This is a genomic window from Gardnerella bivia (assembly GCF_049262715.1).
Taxonomy (GTDB): Bacteria; Actinomycetota; Actinomycetes; order Actinomycetales; family Bifidobacteriaceae; genus Bifidobacterium; species Bifidobacterium vaginale_A.
Window position 1 is genome coordinate 1,195,802 of the sequence record NZ_CP058399.1, and the last position, 22,555, is coordinate 1,218,356.

Annotated in this window: 22 protein-coding genes; 17 read left to right on the forward strand and 5 right to left on the reverse strand. The window is 36.3% G+C overall.

Annotated elements, in window-relative coordinates:
* The first annotated feature begins 67 nt into the window (after positions 1-67).
* From HXT27_RS04715 to HXT27_RS04745, 7 genes are all read left to right on the forward strand, one after another.
* The gene (locus tag HXT27_RS04715) at positions 68-1,138 is read left to right on the forward strand and encodes a tRNA (adenine-N1)-methyltransferase (protein WP_103043001.1); all 1,071 of its coding nucleotides are present in this window, start codon (positions 68-70) and stop codon (positions 1,136-1,138) included.
* Positions 1,139-1,140: 2 nt separating this feature from the next.
* Positions 1,141-1,695 carry a SixA phosphatase family protein gene (locus HXT27_RS04720; protein ID WP_075523209.1) on the forward strand — a complete coding sequence of 185 codons (555 nt, stop codon included), beginning with the start codon at positions 1,141-1,143 and terminating at the stop codon, positions 1,693-1,695.
* Between the two features lie 101 nt (positions 1,696-1,796).
* Positions 1,797-3,332, forward strand: coding sequence for a M48 family metalloprotease (locus HXT27_RS04725; protein ID WP_103043002.1), 1,536 nt, complete (start codon positions 1,797-1,799; stop codon positions 3,330-3,332).
* Between the two features lie 54 nt (positions 3,333-3,386).
* Positions 3,387-4,307, forward strand: coding sequence for a M48 family metalloprotease (locus tag HXT27_RS04730; RefSeq protein WP_103043003.1), 921 nt, complete (start codon positions 3,387-3,389; stop codon positions 4,305-4,307).
* Between the two features lie 427 nt (positions 4,308-4,734).
* On the forward strand, positions 4,735-5,544 hold the full coding sequence (locus HXT27_RS04735) for a hypothetical protein (protein WP_103043004.1): 810 nt from the start codon (positions 4,735-4,737) through the stop codon (positions 5,542-5,544).
* Positions 5,545-5,599: 55 nt separating this feature from the next.
* Complete coding sequence (locus tag HXT27_RS04740; RefSeq protein WP_103043005.1) at positions 5,600-6,451, forward strand: zinc ribbon domain-containing protein; 852 nt, start codon at positions 5,600-5,602, stop codon at positions 6,449-6,451.
* A gap of 41 nt (positions 6,452-6,492) precedes the next feature.
* Complete coding sequence (locus tag HXT27_RS04745) at positions 6,493-7,827, forward strand: SPFH domain-containing protein (RefSeq protein ID WP_103043275.1); 1,335 nt, start codon at positions 6,493-6,495, stop codon at positions 7,825-7,827.
* A gap of 127 nt (positions 7,828-7,954) precedes the next feature.
* On the opposite strand, the gene HXT27_RS04750 is transcribed toward HXT27_RS04745, so the two are convergent.
* The 5 genes from HXT27_RS04750 to HXT27_RS04770 form a co-directional block, all read right to left on the reverse strand.
* Positions 7,955-8,374, reverse strand: a complete 420-nt coding sequence (locus HXT27_RS04750) for a type II toxin-antitoxin system HicB family antitoxin (RefSeq protein WP_103043006.1) — start codon at positions 8,372-8,374, stop codon at positions 7,955-7,957.
* Positions 8,374-8,571: a type II toxin-antitoxin system HicA family toxin gene (locus tag HXT27_RS04755; protein ID WP_032841657.1), complete on the reverse strand. Its 198-nt coding sequence runs from the start codon at positions 8,569-8,571 to the stop codon at positions 8,374-8,376. The genes HXT27_RS04750 and HXT27_RS04755 overlap by 1 nt, the downstream gene beginning before the upstream one ends.
* 424 nt (positions 8,572-8,995) lie before the next feature.
* On the reverse strand, positions 8,996-9,937 hold the full coding sequence (locus tag HXT27_RS04760; protein ID WP_075523206.1) for a LysR family transcriptional regulator: 942 nt from the start codon (positions 9,935-9,937) through the stop codon (positions 8,996-8,998).
* Positions 9,938-10,080: 143 nt separating this feature from the next.
* Positions 10,081-10,731, reverse strand: a complete 651-nt coding sequence (locus tag HXT27_RS04765) for an HAD family hydrolase (RefSeq protein WP_103043007.1) — start codon at positions 10,729-10,731, stop codon at positions 10,081-10,083.
* A gap of 45 nt (positions 10,732-10,776) precedes the next feature.
* A complete protein-coding gene (locus tag HXT27_RS04770) occupies positions 10,777-11,856 on the reverse strand; it encodes an ADP-dependent NAD(P)H-hydrate dehydratase (protein WP_103043008.1) in 1,080 nt (359 codons plus the stop codon).
* 476 nt (positions 11,857-12,332) lie between these two features.
* Here HXT27_RS04770 and HXT27_RS04775 point away from each other — a divergent pair, with 476 nt between their 5' ends.
* From HXT27_RS04775 to ruvB, 10 genes are all read left to right on the forward strand, one after another.
* Entirely contained in the window at positions 12,333-13,517 is a 1,185-nt protein-coding gene (locus HXT27_RS04775; protein WP_103043009.1) for a metal ABC transporter solute-binding protein, Zn/Mn family, read from the forward strand.
* A gap of 40 nt (positions 13,518-13,557) precedes the next feature.
* The gene (locus tag HXT27_RS04780; protein ID WP_075523201.1) at positions 13,558-14,340 is read left to right on the forward strand and encodes a metal ABC transporter ATP-binding protein; all 783 of its coding nucleotides are present in this window, start codon (positions 13,558-13,560) and stop codon (positions 14,338-14,340) included.
* A gap of 5 nt (positions 14,341-14,345) precedes the next feature.
* Entirely contained in the window at positions 14,346-15,362 is a 1,017-nt protein-coding gene (locus HXT27_RS04785) for a metal ABC transporter permease (RefSeq protein ID WP_103043010.1), read from the forward strand.
* A complete protein-coding gene (locus HXT27_RS04790) occupies positions 15,362-16,222 on the forward strand; it encodes a metal ABC transporter permease (protein WP_103043011.1) in 861 nt (286 codons plus the stop codon). Before HXT27_RS04785 ends, HXT27_RS04790 begins: the two co-directional genes overlap by 1 nt.
* A gap of 170 nt (positions 16,223-16,392) precedes the next feature.
* Entirely contained in the window at positions 16,393-18,423 is a 2,031-nt protein-coding gene (gene thrS / locus HXT27_RS04795) for a threonine--tRNA ligase (RefSeq protein WP_103043012.1), read from the forward strand.
* A 191-nt stretch (positions 18,424-18,614) separates the two neighbouring features.
* The gene (locus tag HXT27_RS04800; RefSeq protein ID WP_103043013.1) at positions 18,615-19,259 is read left to right on the forward strand and encodes a CDP-alcohol phosphatidyltransferase family protein; all 645 of its coding nucleotides are present in this window, start codon (positions 18,615-18,617) and stop codon (positions 19,257-19,259) included.
* Positions 19,260-19,335: 76 nt separating this feature from the next.
* On the forward strand, positions 19,336-20,094 hold the full coding sequence (locus HXT27_RS04805) for a YebC/PmpR family DNA-binding transcriptional regulator (protein ID WP_075523197.1): 759 nt from the start codon (positions 19,336-19,338) through the stop codon (positions 20,092-20,094).
* 6 nt (positions 20,095-20,100) lie between these two features.
* Positions 20,101-20,682 (forward strand): crossover junction endodeoxyribonuclease RuvC, encoded by a 582-nt coding sequence (ruvC, locus tag HXT27_RS04810; RefSeq protein WP_075523196.1) that lies wholly within the window; start codon positions 20,101-20,103, stop codon positions 20,680-20,682.
* Between the two features lie 136 nt (positions 20,683-20,818).
* On the forward strand, positions 20,819-21,448 hold the full coding sequence (ruvA, locus tag HXT27_RS04815; protein ID WP_103043014.1) for a Holliday junction branch migration protein RuvA: 630 nt from the start codon (positions 20,819-20,821) through the stop codon (positions 21,446-21,448).
* A 97-nt stretch (positions 21,449-21,545) separates the two neighbouring features.
* Positions 21,546-22,550 carry a Holliday junction branch migration DNA helicase RuvB gene (gene ruvB, locus HXT27_RS04820; RefSeq protein WP_369803152.1) on the forward strand — a complete coding sequence of 335 codons (1,005 nt, stop codon included), beginning with the start codon at positions 21,546-21,548 and terminating at the stop codon, positions 22,548-22,550.
* Positions 22,551-22,555 lie beyond the last annotated feature (5 nt).

Below are 22,555 nucleotides of genomic sequence, written 5' to 3' on the forward strand. Positions count from 1 at the left end.
AATATTTATAAATTATTTACTGATTATTTTTAAGGATATTCGTGGTTCTTATTAAGTGAGGTGTTGAGTGTCAACAAGTAATTCGCGCATTAGAGTTTTGCATAGTGGAGAAAAAGTTCAATTCACTGATCGCAAAGGTAAGCGAATTACTGCTCAGCTTATTTATGATGGTGTAACTCAAACTGAACACGGTCTTATATGCCATAATGACGTTATAGGTAAAAGTGAAGGAATTGTAGTTACAACTGTTACTGCTAAACGTAATTTAAATGATGCGCTCGAAGATAATGACGTTAAAAAGCCTTGGAAAGTAGCGCGCGCTATTGGTGGCTGGGATTATGTTGCAATGCGTCCTAGGCTTGTAGATTACGTGCTTTCAATGCCGAGAGGTGCTCAAATTATGTATCCTAAAGATATTGCTCAAGTGATTTCTCTTGGCGATATTCGTTCTGGTATGCGTGTTTTGGAGTCAGGAGCTGGCTCTGGAGCTATGAGTTTAAGTTTATTGGATTCTGTAAGTGAAAGTGGTGAATTAACTACTATTGAACTTCGGTCAGAATTCGCAAAAATAGCAGAATCTAATGTTACTTTATATTATTCAAAGCGTCCTGAATGGTGGAAATTGCTTACAGGTGATTTTGAAACTGTTGCAAAAACTTTACCTAATAATTATTACGATCGAATAATGCTAGATATGCTAGATCCTTGGAATAGGCTTGAGGAAGCTTATCGAGTAATAGTTCCTGGAGGCGTTCTTATAGCTTACGTTACTACTACAACGCAAATGTCTAGATTAGTTGAATCTTTGCGATCAATGGGAACTTGGAGTGAACCTGAAATTCAAGAAACATTAGAACGTACTTGGAAAGTTCAAGGATTAGCTGTAAGGCCTGATCATGAAATGATTGGTCATACAGGTTTTCTTATTGTTTCTCGTGCTATGGCTGAAGGTTTTAATGCTCTTAAAAAACGTGAGCATGGTACTAAAGATACTGTTAGTGATATTGACGATTTGACTCCTCAAGAGCGTTCTAATCATCTTGAAGATTTGAATCTTCGCGATATTTCCGACAGAAAATTGAGAAAAGTATTGCGTGATTTAGATATACAACTTGGCTATTTATCTGCCGGGAGGTAATTATGGCGACTTCAATAAAGAAAATTGCTAAAAAGGCTCATCACAGTAAGTATGTTTTATTACTTATGAGACATGCGAAGTCTTTAGCACCATCTATGGGAGATGATTGGGGTCGCGATCTTAGTGATAAAGGATTAAAACAATCTAAAATCATGGCAAAAGGTTTAGAAAGTATGAAACTTGTGCCTGATTATATAGCTTGTTCTAGTGCAAATCGTACAGAGCAAACAGTTAAACGCATGCTTAAACGTTTTGGCGACAAGCCTATAGTTTCTTATCGTAAAAGTCTTTATGATGGCGGAATGCAATCTGTAATGGATGAATTATTATCTGCTAATGACTCAAAAATAACTATGATTGTAGGGCATGAGCCTACTATGTCTATGGCAGCTCAATGGCTTTCTTCTAGCGAATCTGATCCTGATATTTTAGGCAAAATGCGTTTAGGTCTTTCTCATGCTTCGCTTATTATTCTTACTTGCGAAAAACCGTTTTCTACATGCGGTCTAAGAGGAGCAACAGCTATTGCAGTGTTGAATCCTAAAGATTTTGATTAGATTTTACTAGATTTTACTAGATTTTATTTTGATTAGGCTTTGATTAGATTCTTATTAGATTTTATAATAGATTTAATTATTTGCTAAACGAAAGGAAAAATATGGACGATTATAATTATGGTTCATATAATTCAGATAGAGCCTCATCAAACCCTCAAAATGCAAACAATCAATATAACTACCAAGATAATTCATATAATTATCAAAATCAGCAAGGTTCGCAGCAAAATTATTATGATCAATCTCAATATTATGCGAATGATCCTAATAATTCTTATGCAAATAATCAAAGTGATTATCAGTCATATAATCAACAAAACGGATATTCTCAAGCCAATTATTCGCAAGTCAATTATCAAAATAATCCTAATCCAGCTCAGCAGTATCAGCAACCGCAAACTCAACAGTCTTCGCAATCATTTTCTTTTATGCAATCTAACGCATATAGCTACATGAATACTGTTCAAACTAAAGAACAGCTTGCTTCGAAAGTATTTATATTTTCTTATCTCACATCGTTAGCATCTTTAGTTATAGTATCTATTTTGTTCCTTATATTACCTATTATGGTATTCTCAACAGTTGTAACTTATTTTTCGCACATAAGAATTGATCTTATATACGCATTATGCTTTATTGCAATTATTTTAGCTCCAGCAGCTCGATACTACTATATATGGAAAAATCCTATAAAAAGTATTATTGAAATTTTGCCATATGAATATGCTTCACCAATTGTAAATGGTCCAGTTTTTGATGTTGTAAATGATTTAAGCGCTAGAGTTGGAATTGCATCTCCTGCAATTTATTCAACTTGCATTACTGCAAACGCTTTTTCTATGCGTGATGACAGCGGAAGTGCAATTTTTATTAGCGAAGATTTAATAAATAATTGTACTGTTGACGAAATAAGAGCTATTATTGCTCATGAATTTGCTCATCTTACTAGCAACGATTGTATCGCTAGATCGCGTATTGTAGCTGCATTATCTCGTTTAGCATATTACAGGACTAAGGGACTTAATATTGCTGAGTCTTATTGCCATGGAAGTGCAACTCTTAATCTTGTAGTTAAAAGAACTGCTATTGAATCTGAAAATATGCTTGGAACTTTGATAAAATACCAATTGGCAGATATTGTGTTATTTATTGTACTTTGCTTAATAACGTTAGCTAATCCTTTAATAGGAGTAATGATGTGGCTTATTGGTGCACTTCTTGAAGCGCTAACTATTTCAGCAATATTGACATACTTTGCTAATGCATGTTTCTATCGCCTTATACGATTAACAAATGTTTATCATTATATTCTAAAATATGTTAAAACTAATACAACTTATCAGGATGAATATGATGCTGATGCGTATGCTGTAAATTGTGTTCAAGATCCTTTTGTATTGGCTTGTGCAATGTATAAATCTCTAAAATCTATGAATACATATGCATCTGAGCAATTTAGTGTTTTATTAACAGATACATATGCTGAGCCATTGTTACTTATAGGTTTTAATCCTTATTATATTCAATCAAGAATTGATATAAATCGTTTTAATACTCTTTGTGAGATGTACCCAGGTCTAAGTTCGCAATTCCCACCATTGCGTTATTTGGATCAAGAAGAAATCTTAGAACAATAACATTTTCTTATTTATTAAATCAATCAATTCTTAAGTATTAAATACGAGGTAAAAATGTACGGAAATCAACCTATGTATAACAATCAAGTGCAATATTCAAACCAGCAATTTTATTCTAATCCGGTATTTGATGTTGGAAAAGTTAAAGATTTTACGAATAAATTTATTAAGCGCAATATGATTATGAGAAGTCTAATATGGTTTTTTATACTATTTGGATTTTTCCCGCTTAATATTATTTTAGCGCCGATAATAGGAATAGTTTATGAGCTTATATACAATTATGTAATCACAGGAGATTTAATTAGTAACTACTTAGGTAAAAACAAAGAACCATTGAGAGTAGGTCGAGTAGTAGATTTGACTGAAGAAATGTGCTCAAGATTAGGTGTTGTTATGCCTGAGATTTATACAAAAGATTGCATAAAAGCAGATGCTTTTGTATTAAAAGAAGCTTCTCGTTCTGCAATTATTTTCAGCTCTAATTTAATACTTATGGCAAATGATGACGAATTAAGATGTGTTATAGCACACTTGCTTCGTCAATTGCAATTGCCTGAATGTAGCGAGATTTCAAAGATGATTATTAGATTGCATAAGATGCTTATGATATGCAGGACAGAATACTCAATGATGTTGCGTCATATATTATTTGCAAGGATTGGATACAATATGGATAGAAAATTTGCAAATAAGCGCATTGCAGAAATAAGAGATGTTCTTTGTAATTATTCGCGTTATGAAAGTCTTGACGATTTCGCTGTAAGTGTTACAGGAAATCCTCAAGCAATGGTTTCAATCATGAACAAAATCAACTCTACAATTCTTGAAAGTGATTGGAAGACTGAACTTGATAACAATAACATCGATTTTGATTATGATGCTTCTGCTTTTATAGGTTTCACTTTCAATGATCAAAGTGATTGTCATCTTTTTGAACGCGCTCAAAGCATTTGTTCTAAAATGAATATGTAACAAGTTCAATATTGAAATTATCTGTTTTATTTCTGTATGATTTAAAAACAGCGTAAATTGTTGCTAGTTATTTAATAACTAGCAACAATTTTTTGTTTAAAATCTGGGTTATTTCCCAAAATCTTATGAATGCGATTAGCTTGACTTCATCAACGAAATCATTTAATTTACATAATTCTCCTATTTGTTGTGGCTTCGCTCTAAGAGTTTCTCTTATTGCAAGATTTTTACGTAATTGTTTTCACTGTTTTTGTGAGGTGTGGGAATTGCTTATCTCACAGGAGCTCAACTTTTTACGCTTGTTTAAATGTTGTTGCTTATAGTAATAAGATTTAGATTTTAGCTTATTTTAGTTTTATAAAGAGTTTGGATTATTTGCTATACTCTTCTTAACCTATTTATAAGTTTCACGAGAGGGGAGTAAATTATGATAAAAAAATTAAGTATTGTGCTAGTCTCATTGCTTACATTTTCTTTTCTACTTTCTTCATGCGCTTCAAAAGAAGAAACAGTAGCTATCAATGCTTTCCAAAAAGCAACTAACAGAGTAGAGCTTATGAACAAAAATCTTGATAAGCAAATTTCTGAAGCAAAAAAACTTATAAATAAAAATGAAAAATCTCTAGATGAAAATTCTATTTCAACTCTCGAAACGGCATTATCTAGCGCAAAATCATCAAAAATAATCATACCTAAACAGCCTTCAGACTTAAAATCTTTAAAATCCGAAACTGATCGTCTCAATAAAGTAGATTACACAAAACAAATTAAACATCTTAGTGAATCTAAAATTGCATATAAAAATGGCGTAATGCAGCTAAAGAAAGTTACTAATCCTAGCGAAAATTACATTATTGAAAAAATAAAACCTATAGAAGGAATTACAGGAATTTCCGCTGTAACGGAAGATAATGACCCTAACGGTCAACTTGGCAAACAAGGCGGATATACTGCACAAATATATTTCTCACATAAATTAATAAATCAAAAAACAGTAGATGGGAATAGTATTATCGATAAAGGAACGGATTGTGGTGGCAGTATAGAAGTTTATAAAACAGCCAAAGATGCAAATAAAAGGAATGAATATTTGGCATCATTTGACGGAGGACCTTTTTCTTATGGATACCATTCAGTGCATGGAAGCGTAATTATTAGAATTTCCAACTTATTAACTGCTTCGCAACAAAAAGATTTAGCAGCAAAAATTTTAAATAGTTTAGTTGAATTAAAATAAAATAAGAAATCTATTAATTTTTTGAGATGATGATAAAAGCTAGAAGGTGAAAAATATGAAAAAAAATTTTTGTTTTCACTGTGGAATGAAATTAAATGATGATTCCAAGTTTTGTGAAAATTGTGGTCAGAAGGTCAATGATGATACTCAGGTTTCTGAACATCTAGTCAACCAATCCTTTATAGAGAATTCTACAGAACGCAAAACTATTTATGATGGCAGTGTTCATAAATGCTCAAACTGCGGAGAGATAATAGGTTCGTTTGTTACTGTATGCCCGACTTGTGGACAAGAGATTCGTGGAGTTAGTTCTATATCTTCAGCTCAGGAGTTGGTAACAAAATTAGAAAATATATCTGCCAAGAAAATGCCAATTACAGAAGAAAAAAGATCTGTTATGAAAATGGTATTTGGCAAAGATTTTAAGAATGAAGACGCGCTCAAAGAAGCTCTTGACGATTTTGAAGACCAAAAAGATGAAGAAAAAGCATCTCTTATAATTAATTTTACTGTTCCAAATTCCAAAGAAGACATTATGGAATTTATGATATTAGCAGCATCTAACATCAACGCTAAAAAGGGAACTGGTGATGTAATTACGAAGGCGTGGATTGCAAAATTAGATCAAGTCTATCAGAAAGCAAAAATTATCATGTCTGATAATCCTAGCTTTGTTGAACTAAAAAATATGTACGAAAATAAAAAGAAGGAGATAAAACGAGCAAAGCTAAAACTTTATTCGATTCTTACAGGGCTTTTTATAGGACCTTTTTCATTTATATTATTCATGGCTGGAATCGAATGGAATCCTATTGCAACTATTGCAATCGCAGTAGTTATCGTAATAATTGCCATTCTGGTTATATTTCTGTTAAACAAACGCTATAACTTGTTAGATAGGTTGTAAAAATGTTTTTATTTGATAAACACAAAAGAGGCGTAGGAATTATGGACGAGATACGCTGCGATGAGCCTTCGTATCTAATATGGAAATGGCGTCCTTCTGGCTCAGAGCTTGGGGAAAATAATAGAGAGAATGCTATTCGTTTTGGATCCTCTTTAAGAGTCAAAGATGGCGAAGTGGCAGTTTTTGTATATAACCAAAAAAATGGCATTATGCAGGATTTTATTGTTGGTCCGTTTGATCAAACAATTAAAACCGATAACTTCCCTGTTCTTGCAAGCATTGTTGGGCTTGCGTACAAAGGTGGAACTCCTTTCCAAGCAGAGGTTTATTTTATTAATCTTGCTCAAGTTATTCAGGTAAAATTCGCTGTGCCGTTCTTTGATGTATATGATCCAAGGTTTGTAGATTTTGGTGTACCTGTTGCGGTTCGAGGAACAATTAGTTTTAGCATCAAAAATTACCGAGAATTTATTAAATTGCACAGGCTTAATAACTTTAACCTTGAAGATTTTAGTCACCAAATTTGCGATGCAGTTAATCGCTATATAAAAAATATTGTGACTAATGCACCTACAAATTATAGGATTCCCGTAATTCAGCTTGAAACAAGAACGCAACAAATAAACGATGCAGTAGAACATGACATAAGAGAACGACTAGAAACAACATTTGGCGTTGTATTATCTGCTGTTGATGTTGGCGCTATTGAAATAGATAAAACAAGCGATGGATACAAGCAGCTTATGCATGTAACTAAGAATATAGTAAGTGCTACTGCTGAAGCGGAAGCTGCAGCTCATATTAAAAATATTTCAGATAAACAACAAATTGAGATAAAAAACTATGAAGAAACTTTGCGAGTTCAACGCGAAGAAGGTCAGTATGCTCAGCATAAGGCAACACAATCTACAAATATCGGCGCGTTCCAGATTGAGAAGCAAGCAGAAGTAGGTGTTGCTGGAGCAAACGCATTAGGTCAAATGGGAGAAAATGGTGCTGGAAATATAAACCTTGGAGATGGCGGTTTAAGTGGTTTTAATCCTGCAGCAATGATGGCAAGCATGGCTGTTGGAGGCGTAGTTGGAAATAATATTGCTGGAGCTGTGAATAACATAATCGGAGGTATAAACCAACCGGTACAATCTAACGTAGCGCCACCACCAATCCCTACTTCATCTTATTACGTTGCTGTCAACGGTAATCCAGCTGGACCTTTTAGCATTCCAACATTGACGCAAATGGCCGTTTCTGGACAATTAACTGCTAATGATTTGGTGTGGAAGAATGGAATGGGAGAATGGCAAAAAGCTGCCATTGTTGATGAATTAAAATCATTATTTAACACTATCCCACCAATACCAAATCAAGGTGAATAGATAAGGAAAATCCAGTTAAAAAATTCTAAAACTACAAAATAGCCTGCTGATTTGCAACACTTTGCGATTTTCAGCAGGCTTTTGCAATAATTGATTGCGCAACATTGCGCCAAATCAGATAATATGACTACGCTTTATTCACAGCTCCTTTAGTATATAAAGCTTCTAAAGCATCGCGCAAAGCGCCACTGTAACTGATGCCAGCTTTTTGCGCCCAAGTGTCAAGCCAAGCTGGAACAGTAACATTTTTACGAACTGCCTGAGAACCGTATTTTGCGGCATAGGAATCCATATCAAGCGCAATCATAGATAACTTTGAATTAGGATTTTCTACAACAATATCACTAATATCACTAGCTTTTGGCGCAGGCTTTCCGCTTTCCAGTTCTGTAAGAACCCATCCGCTTGCTGCATCTTCTGCCATAATCAAAGCATCTGCAAGATTACTACCGCCAGTCACACACCCTGGCAAGTCAGGGACTTCTGCAACAAAACCTCCACTATTATCTTCGTATGGAGTAAGAATAACAGGATATGCTAATTTCATCATTTCACCTTTGTTTCACTAATTCCTGCCTGGCGCCAGATTGACTTAACAACCGATGGGTTAATATCACCTGGATGCTTAGGTACTGTGACTTTACCTGTTTTAGTTTTGTGTACGAATTGGCAATGACTTCCACGCTGTGCAAAAAGTATCCAGCCGTCCTTCTTAAGACGTTTTTCAATCTCTTTGTATCTCATGGAAAGATTATACACATTATGCGCATAAAATAAAATAAAATAATCAATCAAATTCCTGTTGAATCATGCATACGCCTATGTTGATTAACCGAGGACTAGTTACTGACGCTTTGCTAGCATTCCATATATAAATATTCCAAGTATTATCAAAACACTCCGTCATTAGAATATTTCATAATATGTTTTTTAAAAAACTAACATTTTGTGAAACTTTTTTCAAATACCGTTTCGCTTTTTATTGTTAGCGAAGTTTTTTCACATCTCACTAGTACATAATCTGTATTTAACTTACTTCGTAAACAGGAATATAAAAATCTTTACGTAATTGTTTTTGACTGTTTTTGGTGTTAGTGAGAATTACTTACATTATTTATTATTAGCTCAACTTTTAGCATGTTCACATAACATATTATTGCCACTTCAGTTAATTTTTCATTTTAGGAGTATCTATAACATTGTATCCGTGTTGAGTTAATACGGATTTGAGCTGTGAAAGGTAGCGTAAAGACGCTTCTGAAAGCTGAGTTCTTTCATTCTTGATCCAACCAACAAGCATTGTTTCATCGCATTCTAAAGGAATCGTTACAATCTTTTCGTTATTAAGATCACCATTATCAATTCCCGTGCATATGGTGTATCCGTTTAAGCCAATAATGAAGTTCAAAATTGTAGCACGGTCTGTTACGTTTATTTTTTTAGGCGGATGATCAGGCCACACTGCTTCTTCTGTGAAGAAGAAACTTCCGTTTTCACCTTGCTCATATTGTATAAAAGGATATGGCTTCAAATCTTCTAAAGTAAGTCTAGTTTTATTTGCGAGAGGATTTGTCTTAGATATAAATACGTGAAGTTTGGCTCTAAAAAGAGGGTGAAATTCAAGATGCTTTTCACGTAACATCTTGCCAATAACATCTTTGTTATAGTCAGAAATATAGAGTAAACCAAGATCTGCACGCATATCAGCAACTTGATTGATAATAGTTTTAGTTCGCGTTTCTCTAATTGAAAACTCATATTCTTCAGAGTTTAGACTTTTAATCATTTCAACAAAAGCTTCAACAGCAAACATATAATGCTGTGTTGCAACACTACATAATTGACGGCGTTGTTTTACGTTTTTATAACGTTCTTCTAATAAATCAGCTTGATCTAAAACTTGTCTAGCATATTTAAGAAATTCTGCTCCTTCAACAGTTAAAGCAATTCCTTGAGATGAGCGCGTAAATATCTCTATACCTAATTCGCGTTCTAAATCTTTTACTGATGAACTTAAAGCTGGCTGTGAAATGTAAAGTTCGTGAGAAGCTTCATTCATGGATCCGCACTCAACAATTTTCACAATGTACTTTAATTGCAACAGTGTCATTATATTTTAATGCCTTTCAATTTAGGATTTATTTTCGAGAAATTACACAGGAACATTCTATTTTAGCGACTAGTATAAACTATGATTTTGTTGATGAAGTAATTCTTAATAAAACATTTGAAAGAAGAATGCGTTTAGCAGATTTATAATTTAACTCCTAAGGATGCTAAGTCTTCTCGTGCTTTTTGTGTGTCTGTAAACACGAATCCATGTATGTTCATTGCATTAGCTGAATCAATATTTTGTATTTTATCGTCAAAAAACACAGTTTGTTCTGCTTTAATGCCGAATCTGTTCATAGCTAATTTGAAGATTTCTGGTTGTGGCTTGTGTAAATGTTCAACTCCAGAAATAACAGTGCCTTGTAAAAGAGTTGAAAGTTCTGGGAATTTGCGTAGTGCAAGTGGGAAAGTTTCGCTAGACCAATTTGTTAAACCCCATACTGTGTATCCAGCTTTACGTAAGTCATTCAAAAGATCAACTATTCCAGGAGTCATGCGTGTAAGAACTTGATCGTAATTAGCGCAATACCAACGGAATGCTTCAGATAGTTCCTTGCCAAATCTATTTTCGTATTCTGGCATAAGATCTTCAAGAAGTTCACCTGAATCCATTCTGTCTTCAAACTCGTAGAATCCAGCTAAATCATCTTTTCCAAAGCTGCCGTTAGGGCAAATTATATCAACTAAGTTCGGGAATTGTTTTTGTAAACAATCGCGGCAATTCCATTCAAGTAAAACTCTGCAATAATCAAACATTACATTATGTATTTCAACAAATTTTTCATTGCTCATTATTTTATCTTTCTTGTTATGTTGTATGTTATTCGCTTAAGAGTTTTATAGTTTCATAATAAGCCCAATTGCTTGTTCGAGTGCTTCAATTATGTCTTTTGCAACTATTGGATGTTCTATTATTAGATCCTCTTTTGTATTTAGAATTTTTTTAATTTCGTTATTATAGTTGTAGTTTTGAGTTTTATGTGATGCCAAAATTGATGCAAAGCTGTGTATTGTTGCTGCGCTTGATGCAATCAATGCATAGTTAAGACTGTTTTCTTGTTTGCTGTTTTCTTGTTTGCTGTAGTCACTTGGATTCGAATAGTTTTGTGCTAGTAGAGCTCCTAAAATTCCAGCTAAAACATCTCCAGATCCTGCAGTAGCAAGCCAAGATGGTCCGTAATTAGAAATGTATATTGGAAGATCTAGATTTTCTGGTGAAGCAACAATAGTGTTTGAACCTTTAAGTAAAACTGTTGCATTCGTTAGATTTGCTGCAAGAATTGCGTAGTCTATTGGATTTGTTGCTATAAGCTGCGCGTTTGCGTAAATCTCATATCTTTTTAAAAGTGAACTTAATTCCGAATAGTGTGGAGTTAATATAACTTTTGATGATACTTTTTCAGGCAATAGATCTAATGCTCCAGCATCTACACAAATAGGGGGAGTGTCTTGTTGTAATACATTTTCTAAATTATTTGTATTCGTTTTGTTTTCATCTTTTTTGTTTATTGAATATAACTTCAAAATTTCTGAAATATATTCTCTTTGCTCTTTGGTTTCATTATCTTTACAATGTTTTGAATCTGGAATCCCTGATCCAAGTGTTATAGCGTTGACTTTTCCTTGCAATTTTTGTGAAACAACTATCTCTGGTGATGCTTGCAATACAAGATTTTGAGCGCGTAATGCTCCAGCGTAATGTACCATGCCAATATTGCTTTTTGATGCAGTGCTAGTTGTTAGTATTGCAGCTCCTGGATATTCATTTGAACCTGTTATAACTCCGAGGACTCCGCGTGAATATTTGTTTGAGTCTAAATTAGGCTTTTTAAGGTATTTATTTGCGTCTTTTAATTCAACGAATACAGTTTGGCGTGAATTTGAAGATTCTTTAAGAGTAGCTTGGCATAGTTTCATTCTTATAATTGTAGTAATAATCTTGTCTTTAATTGATGTGTATGTTTTTGCGAAAAATAAGAGAAAATTAAAAATTTTTTAAGTTTGGCGTGTCGCGGCGTGTTGCCATGTTATCCTATGCGATTTTTCTTAAATGAATGTAAGCAAAAATCTTTGTTTAGCATTAGATAAATTATGTATGTTGCTTGTTTATTTACTTTAGTGAATTTTATTACAAGTTTTAAGAATCTTGCATTATATCAGATAGAAGATTTAAAAAATGCTTTTTTGCAAAAAAAAATTTGTTTTTCACAATTTCGTTGACCTTGCACTAGATTTTTTCTATGCTATAAGCGTTATTGCTAACGATAATCTTTCCTAATTAAGAAATTGGAAAATATCGTGAACTAGATAATAAAACAGAATTTAAAACTGACTACAGTAAAACTGACTAGAGATTTAAAGCGCGAATAGCGTAAGTTCCCGAAAGGAAAATTGTGAAAACTGCACGAATTTTTGCAACTGTTGCTACAGCTGCGTTGGTTACATTAAGTATGTGTGCTTGCGGATCTTCTACTAAAACTACGGATCAAAAAGCAAGTGGAAATCAAGTAAATGTTGTTGCTACTACTACACAAATTTGTGATTATGTTACTCAAATTGCATCTACTGCAGATGCAAATTCTGGACTAAGTCTTAATAAGACTGATTCTCAAGGTAAGAAGTCTGTAATAGGAGCGCCTAAAGATAAAGCAAAATCAACTATTAACTTGACTTGCTTGCTTGCTCCGAATGCTTCTGCTCATGAGCATGAAATGACTCCATCTCAGTCTAAAGCTCTTTCTAAAGCAGATTTAATGCTTGTTTCAGGCGTTGATCTTGAGCATTTCTTGGATCAAGCTGTTGAAGCAACTGGCTTTAAAGGTACGATGGGTGTAACTTCTGGAATTCTCACAGCAAGCGAAATTAAAGATCTTAATGGAGAACTTGCGAAAGAAAAGAATCTTCCTTACAAAGTAGATCGTGGAATCGCGAAGGTTCATGCTGAAAAGTGGCCATTCCCTCCAGAAGAGGGCGAGAAAGAACCTGAATTCCAATATGATCCACATATTTGGACTAGCACTAAGAATACGATGATTCAAGTTAAAAATATCGGCGCTTTCCTTGGTAAAGCTCTTCCGGAAAGCAAGTCTATTTTTGACGAGCATGTTGAAAAGTTTGTTAAGTCTTTAACTGATTTGGATGCTTGGGCAACGCAAGCTCTGAATAGTGTTCCTAAAGAGCATCGTGTACTCTTCACTTCTCATGATGCATTTGGATACTTCTCGCGTGATTATAATGTGAAGTTTATTGGTGCTGCACTTTCTGATTTCAATAGTCAGCAAGATGCTACAGCAGACCATATAAAGAAAGCTGCAGAAGATGTTAAGAAGTCTGGTGCTGTAGCATTGTTTGCTGAAAACTCAAATAATTCGAAATCTATTAAGGCTGTTGCTTCTGCTGCAGGTGTTAAAGCTATTATCGGCGATGATGCGCTTTATGGTGATTCTTTAGGACCTGTTGGATCTGATGGTGAAACTTACATTGGTTCTATTGTTCACAATGTTAAAACTCTTGTAAATGCATGGAATGGTAAGGTTCCAGACCTTCCGGAGTCAGTTAGTGATTCATTAAAGAAGTAAACTATATAAAGGCAAAAAATTGAGTAAGAGCGTCCTTGCAATGAAGAATTGCGACCTAGCGTACGGTTATAAAACTGTTGTGACTGGGATTAACGGCAATGTACAAGCTGGTGAAGCTTTGGCTTTAATAGGTCCTAATGGTTCTGGAAAAACAACGTTTTTGCAAGCTATTATTGGTATTGTACGTGTAAGTCGTGGCGAATTGAGTATGCCAAAAGATATATCTATTGGTTATGTTCCTCAGCAAGTAGATTTAGACTTGACTTTTCCAATTACAGCACGTCAAGTTGTAGCTATGGGCTTAAGTAGGAAAACAGGATTTCTTGGTTTGCTTAAAAAAGATCAGAAAAAAGCTGTTGAGGACGCTCTTAAACATGTTGGATTGTTTAATAGAGCTGATGTAAGATTCGGTGATCTTTCAGGAGGTCAACGCCAGAGAATTTTGCTTGCTAGAGCTATTGTTGCACATCCAACGCTTATATTACTTGATGAGCCTTTTAATGGGCTTGACGAGCCAAATCGTAAAGAATTACTTAACATAATGAAATCAGCTAAAAAAGATGGTATTTCGTTTGTTGTTTCAACTCACGATTTAGTTATTGCTGATGCGATTTGCGAAAAAGCTTTGCTTTTAGCTGGGCGTCAGGTTGCTTTTGGATCTCTTCATGAAGTAATGACTAAAGAGAATATTTCTATTGCTTACGGTGGAAGTATTCCTGCTGATAGTGCTGGTCTTACGCTTTATAAGCTAGCTGAAGAGGATTCTAAGATTAGTGATTCTAAATCCGATTTCCCGCAAATTTCCAAAATTACAGAAGTCTGACACATATGCTTGCACAATTAGTTGAGTCGTTAAGAAAAGTTCTTGAATCAATCCCAGGCTTTGACTTTATTGCATCTGCGCCTTACATTTTCCGTCCTTTTTGCTTGCTTATAGTTCTATCTATAGCTAGTGGAATTGTTGGAGTATTCGTGAATTTACGATGTGCAGAGTTTAATGCTGAAGCGATAGTTCATGGAATTTTTCCAGGAATTGTGGTTGGTGCTTTATATGGTGGAATAAGTCAAATTATTCCGGGAGCTTCAATATGTGCGATCTTTTTGGTTGCTGCACTAGTTTGGGCTTCTCGTTCTACTCGTATAAATGAGTCTATTATTGCTACTGTTTTAACTACTTTTTTCGCTCTAGGTGTTGTAATTTCTCTTAAAAAAGGAGATATGTCTGGCCAGCTTGAAGCGCTTATGTTTGGTAGACTTCTTGATGTTACAAATGAGCGCATGAGTCAAGCTATCTGGATTTGTTTATTTGCAATTGTTGTTCTTCTAGCAACTTGGAAGAAGCAAATTATAGTTGCGTTTGATAGAGCTTCCTCACCTCTTATGGGTGCAAATACTTTGCTTGTAGATATTGTGTTAAATGTTGGTATTGCTGCTGTTGTAGTTTCAGCATCTTCTGCAGTCGGCGTTTTACTTGTTATTGGATATCTTGTAATTCCTGCTTCTAGTGCTCGATTGGTATCTAGAACTGTAGGACGAATGGTTGCTGTTGCTATTACTGTCGGTATTTTAGGTGTGATTCTTGGAATGTATGTTATGAATCTTGAGCTTGATCATCCTATTTCTCCGCAAGCTGCTGTTGCTTTAAGTATGTGTGCGATGTTTGTAATTGTGTTGATCTTTAGATTCTTCTATAGAGTTTTCTGTGCAATGTTGGATTCTAATAGAAATAAAGTTCATCGTGTACTTAAAGAAAATGAAACTAGTGCAGATAGTGCCGATAGTGCAGATAGTTCTAGTGTTTCTTGCTCTAGTGAATCTGATTTTAATAAAGGTATGTGCAAGTAATGGTAAGTATTTGGCAAATTATTGCGCTTCCTATTGTAGAAGCAATTGCTGTAGGAGCTTTATGCGGATTAGTAGGGTCTTTAGCATTGCTAAATCAGCGCGTATTTTTTACAGAATCTATTACGCATGCAGCTTTTCCTGGAGCTGTACTTGGCGTTGTTTGTGCATCTTTGTACACAATTGATCAAAATGTGATGTCTACAGGTCTTTTTATTGGTGCAACTTTATCTTGTATTTTTCTTTCTCTTGTTATGCATTTTGTTTCTAAATTAAAAGGTATATCTTCTCAAGCTGCTGCAGGAATAACTTTGACTGTTGGTTTTGCTAGTGGATACTTTCTAAACAAATGGTTTTCTCCCTTGCCTCTTAAAATTGAAGGATTTTTAACAGGTTCGTTACTTAATTGCACTCCAGTTGATGTGACTTTAGCTATATTGTCTTTTGTAATTGCTTTAGGTGTATGGAGTTTTAATTGTTCTAATCTTATTCATTGCTCATTTGATCCTATTGATTACAAAGCATCCGGTGGAAGATATGGTTTAATGCAAGTTGTTGTATTGGCGTTAATTATTATCACAGTTTCGGTTATTATTCCTGCTGTTGGAACTGTTGTGTCTGTATCTTTGATTGCTGCTCCTGCTGCAGCTTTGAAGAATAGGATATCTTCTATAAACAAGTTTGTTTTTACTTGCGTAATTTCATCTATTTTTATATCGCTTGTTGGATTAGCGTTATCAGTAATCTTAAAGCTTTCTGCGGGAGGAACTATTGCAATTGTTGCTGGATCTTTCTTCTTGATTATGAAATTTAGTGAATGGTTTGTTTTTAGTGTATTTAAGAAACAAATTAAATCAGCGTAATATTTAAGTCTTAAGAGTGTCATAGAGTATCAATGAATTGTGCGTGAACAATGCGCATGATTGACGTCGTTTAGCGATTTAATCTTAAAATTTAACCGCATTAAATTCGACGCCACGCAAGTCCAGGTCTGCACATTAGTAACGCAAGACCCCGATAGAAAAGGACAATTATGGCTGAAAATACCATCTCCATCACAGTAAACGAGGAACGCAAGGAGGTGGATGCAAGCTTCACTGGCGTACAACTTTTCGCGGAAGATAAAAATATTATTGCTGTGCGTTTAAATGGAGAGTTGCGTGATTTGTACACGCCTCTGCATAATGGCGATACCGTGGAATCAGTGGCTCTTGATAGTGAAGATGGCATCGCAATCATGCGTCATTCCGCTACTCACGTGATGGCTCAAGCTGTTCAAGAAATTCGACCAGACGCAAAGTTGGGCGTAGGTCCTGTAATTAAAGACGGCTTCTACTATGATTTCGATGTTGATACTCCGTTTACTCCGGACGATTTGAAGCAAATCGAAAAGCATATGCAGCGCATTATTAAAGAGTCGCAATCCTTCCGTCGCCGCGTTGTAACTGAAGATGAAGCGCGAGCTGAAGAAGCAAATCAACCTTATAAGTTGGAGTTGATTGAAGATAAAGAAGCTGCTCTTGATCCTGCTGCCTCTGGAGAAATCAGCAAGCATGAGCTTAGCATGTACGACAACTTGGATCGCGAAGGCAATAAAGTCTGGAGCGATTTGTGCAGAGGTCCTCACTTGCCAAACACGCGTTATATTAAAGCTTTTAAGCTTGAGCGTGTTGCTGCTGCTTACTGGCGTGGCTCTGAGCATAATCCTATGCTTCAGCGAATTTACGGCACTGCATGGCCTAGCAAGGAAGAGCTTAAGGCTTATACAACTCGTATGGAAGAAGCTGCTAAGCGTGATCATCGTAAGCTTGGTCAAGAGATGGATTTGTTCTCATTCCCAGATGAGATTGGTCCAGGATTGGCAGTATTCCATCCAAAGGGTGCTGCGATTATTAACGCAATGGAAGATTATTCTAGAGAGCAGCATCGCAAGCATCATTATAGCTTTGTGCAAACTCCTCATATTACTAAAGGTGGTTTGTATGAAACTTCAGGCCATTTGCAATGGTATAAGGATGGAATGTATCCTCCGATGAAACTTGATGAAGAACGTGACGAAAATGGTAACGTTACTCGTCAAGGTGCTGATTACTATTTGAAACCAATGAATTGCCCAATGCATAATTTGATTTTCAAATCGCGTCAGCGTTCTTATCGTGAGCTTCCTTTGCGCTTGTTCGAGTTTGGTACTGTATATCGTTACGAAAAGTCTGGTGTTGTTCATGGTTTAACTCGTGTGCGCGGATTAACTCAAGATGATTCGCATATTTATTGCACTCGTGAACAGATGCGTGATGAGTTAAAGAGCTTGCTTAACTTTGTGCTTGGTCTTCTTAAAGACTTTGGTTTGAATGATTTCTATTTGGAGCTTTCTACTAAAGATGAGCACAAGTTTGTTGGTTCTGATGAGATTTGGCAAGAAGCAACTAGCACTTTAGCTGAGGTTGCTAAAGAGTCTGGTTTGGAACTCGTTGACGATCCAGGTGGAGCTGCATTCTATGGTCCTAAGATTTCAGTGCAAGCGCGCGATGCAATCGGACGTACTTGGCAGGTTTCTACTATTCAGCTTGATTTCAACTTGCCTGAGCGCTTTAAGTTGGAGTATATTGCAGCTGACGGTAGCCATCAGCGCCCTGTTATGATTCACCGTGCACTCTTTGGATCTATTGAGCGTTTCTTTGCTATTTTGCTTGAGCATTATGCAGGCGCATTCCCAGCATGGCTTGCTCCAGTGCAAGTAACTGGTGTTCCTGTTGCAGACGAGTTTGCTCCGCATTTGCAAAAGTTTATTAGTGATTTGGAAGAGAATATGGTTCGTTGCGAAATGGACAGTTCTGACGATCGCTTTGGTAAGAAGATTCGTAATGCTTCTAAATCTAAAGTGCCATTCACTATTATTGCTGGCGAAGAGGATGTTAATAATAATGCTGTTAGCTTCCGATTCCGCGATGGTAGCCAATTGAATGGTGTTCCTGTTCAGCAAGCTAAAGAGTGGATTTTATCCATTATTAAGCAGCGCGTTCAGGTGAATACTTCTGAAGATTTCGAGCGCTATACTAAATGATTAAGTTATCTAACTTAATAAATAGCTTAATCTTTTGTATAAGTTGAATCTTAAATAACAAAAGCCCACGCTTCTTAACGTTGTGTGGGCTTTTGCTATCTTTTTGCTATTTTCTTACATACTCACGGTACTATAAAAGTGTTAACTGAACACAAGTTTTACTTGTGAATGAGCTAGGAAGGTTTCATTTAATGTTGGAATCATTGCGAAGCGGCTTTAAGCGCATTATTGCTCCGGTTGCAAAATTGCTAGTTCGCTTAGGTGTAAGTGCTAATTCTGTAACAATTGTTGGCACGTTAGCAGTAGTTGTTACAGCATTTGTGACGGCTTTTACGGGTCAGCTTATTATAGGAACTATATTACTTACTATTTTTGTACTTGCAGATGGTTTAGATGGCTCTGTTGCATCATTGACAACTGGTGGTACAAAATTCGGTGCATTCCTTGATTCAACTCTTGATCGCATTGCAGATTGGTCATTATTTGTTGCAATAGGGATTTTATTGTATCGTGCTAAAAATTCTTACGTATGCATTTTCCTTCCATCTGTACTTGGAATTTCATTAAAATATATTGGTTTACTTAGTTGCGCAATTGCTCTAATGGCAGCTTTCGTAACTTCGTATACTCGCGCTCGCGGTCAGTCAATTTCAGTTGATCCTAAAAGTGGATTGATTACTAGAGCTGATCGAGTTGCTGTGATACTTATTTCTATGGCTATTTCTGGTTTAACTAATCAGCTTTTTTGGTTAAGTTGCGCTATGATATTGCTTTCTATTGGTGGTATTGTGACCGTTGTTCAGAGAATTATTGAAGTAAAACAAGGTCTTAAATAAAAATAATAATAAGATTTGTCGCTAAAGTGCATTAAAATCGTCACGTTTGTATAACTGTACATTTGTTAGGAGCATCATGTCAGGTCATTCCAAGTGGGCGACCACAAAGCATAAGAAAGCTGCTATTGACGCTAAGCGTGGTAAGCTTTTTGCTAAGCTTATTAAGAATATTGAAATCGCTGCACGTTTGGGGGGTGGCGATCCTGATGGTAATCCAACATTGTATGATGCCATCGTTAAAGCTAAAAAGGCTTCTATGCCTGCCGATAACATCAAGCGCGCTGTTAAGCGTGGCTCTGGTGAGGAAGCTGGCGGCGCAAACTATGAGGAGATTGTTTACGAAGGCTATGCTCCTGCAGGCGTTGGTTTAATTATTGAATGCCTCACAGATAATAGAAATCGTGCTGCTGCTGACGTTCGTTCTACTCTTACTAAAGGTAATGGTTCTTTGGCAACAACTGGTTCTGTGAGTTTCAACTTTGAGCGTAAAGGCTTGATTGAGGTTTCCTCTGAAGGCGTTGATTACGATAAGCTTTTCGAGGTTGCTGCTGTTGCTGGTGCTGAAGATGTTGCTGATGACGGCGATGTGTATTCTGTATACACTGATCCAAGTGATTTAGTAACAGTTCGTAAAGCTTTGCAAGAAGCCGGTTTTGATTACGATTCTGCAGATATTATTATGCATCCGAATAATGAAGTTGAGCTAAGTTTTGAAGATGCTCAAAAGGTTTCTCGTTTGATTGATAATCTTGATGACCTTGATGATGTCCAGAATATTTATAGTAATTGGACTGCATCTGATGAAGTTATGGCTCAGCTTGAGGAAGCAGAATAGTTTCATATGATGATTTTTGGCGTTGACCCCGGGCTTACTCGCTGTGGGGTTGGCGTGATTGAAGCCGGCGTTTCGCGTCGGCTTTCTTTTATTCACGTCGATGTGTTGAGATCTGATCCGGATCTTTCTCAGGATTTGCGACTATTAAAGATTTACAATGGTCTAGTTGAAAAGATTGAGCGTTTTTCTCCAGACGTTGTTTCTATTGAGAGAGTGTTTGCTCAAGAGAATCGTAATACTGTTCTAGGCACTGCTCAAGTAGCAGGTATTGCTATGCTTGTTGCTGCTCAGCGAAATATTCCAGTTGCTTTACATACTCCTACTGAAGTAAAACTTGCGGTTGCTGGTAATGGAAAAGCTGAAAAAAAGCAAGTTGAGCGTATGGTTGCGCGCCTTCTTGGTCTTAATGTTTTGCCAACTCCAGCTGATGCTGCTGATGCCTTAGCTCAAGCTATTTGTCATGCTCTTCGTCCATCTGGAGCATTGCAAGGAGGAGAGCGAGAGCAGCATCTAACAAATGCCCAGAAACAATGGGCTTTAGCTTCGCGCGCGGCACGCTGCAAATCAAGTGTCGCTCGAGGCATGTAGTATACAAAATAGAACAGATGTTCTACTGCGATTGTTTTCAGAATGTTTGTTGCAACTTTTGTTGTAATTGTTTTGTTGCGATTGTGGCGGCTTTTAGATGGTTTTACAAGTTCTTAGAAGACGAAGGTGAGCGTTTATGATTGGTATGCTTGTTGGGCAAGTTGTGTCAGTTGATTCTCGTACTGCGCTTATTCTTGTTTCGTCAGTTGGCTACGAAACTTATATGTCGTCTCAAGATTTGTCTTCTTTGCATGAAGGGCAGGAAGTTCGTGTTTACACGTCAATGCAAGTTTCTCAGGATGCAATAACTTTATATGGTTTTACATCTCAAGCAGCTAAACGCATGTTTTTGCAAGTTCAAAAAGTTAGTGGTATTGGTCCTAAAGTAGCTCTTTCTTTACTTTCAACTCTTAATGTTGATCGTTTAGTTAAAGCAATTGCGGATGGGGATGTAACTTCGCTTTCAGCTGCTCCTGGTTTAGGTAAGAAGGGTGCTCAGAAGATTATTTTGGAACTTAAAGGGTCGCTTGATTCTGCTTTATTTGCTAGTGATAATAGTGATACTTCTAAGTTGCAAAATAAGAATGTTGATTCCGCAAAGCAGTCTGTTATTTATGGTCTTGTATCTCTTGGTTGGCGCCAAGTAGACGCTCAAAAAGCTGTTGAACAAGTTTGTGCTGAAAATAATATTGTTGCTCCTATAACTGAAGCAGATATGCCTAATGTTTTGCGCATGGCATTGACTTTGCTAGATAGGGGTAGATGATTATGTTGCTTAATAATTATAAAGTATTGGGGGAGTTGAAGTGAGTGATGAATATACTTCTGCGGTAAATACTGGCGTTGCTGAAGAATCATTGCGTATGGTTTCTTCATCTTCTTTAGGAAATGAGCAAGTTAGCGATGAGGAGCTTCGTCCGCACGCTTTAGAAGGTTTTATTGGACAGCCTCTTTTAAAAGCTCAGTTGCAACTCTTTTTAGATGCTGCGAAAAAACGTGACGTTCCGCCTGATCACATGCTTTTAGCTGGTCCTCCAGGTTTAGGTAAAACTACTCTTGCAATGATTGTAGCTAACGAATTGCAAGTTCCTATTCGTATTACTTCTGGTCCTGCTATTCAGCATGCAGGTGATTTAGCGTCAATTTTGAGTTCTCTTGATGAAGGAGAAGTATTATTTATTGACGAGATTCACAGGTTGCCGCGTGCTGCTGAAGAATTGCTTTATATTGCTATGGAAGATTTCCGCGTTGATGTTATGGTTGGTAAAGGTCCGGGAGCGTCTTCTATACCTTTAACTCTTCCACGTTTTACAGTAGTTGGTGCGACCACTAGAGAGGGTATGCTTCCTTCTCCATTGCGAGCGCGTTTTGGTTTTACTGCGCATTTGGATTTTTACCCACACGAAGAGTTGGAAAAGCTTGTTAAACGTTCTTCGTCTGTTCTTGGAGTAAAGCTTCAAAATCAAGCAGCTAAAGAGCTTGCTGTCCGCTCTAGAGGAACTCCTAGAATTGCAAACCGTTTGCTAAGACGTGTTAGAGATTGGGCTATTGTTCACAATCTTAAAGAAGTTAATTGTGATGATGTAATAGAAGCGTTATCTTTGTATCAGATTGATACTCAAGGGCTTGATCGTTTAGATATTTCTGTACTAAAGGCTATTGTTTGCCAATTTAATGGAGGTCCTGTTGGGCTTAATAATCTTGCAGCAATGGTTGGTGAGGAATCAGAAACCGTTGAAACAGTTTGTGAGCCGTATTTAGTTCGTGAAGGATTCTTAATTAGAACTCCTAAAGGTCGTGTTGCAACGCCTAAAGCTTGGAAACATTTAGGTTTAAAAGAGCCTGATAATGTCAGCTCGCTATTTTAAAATAA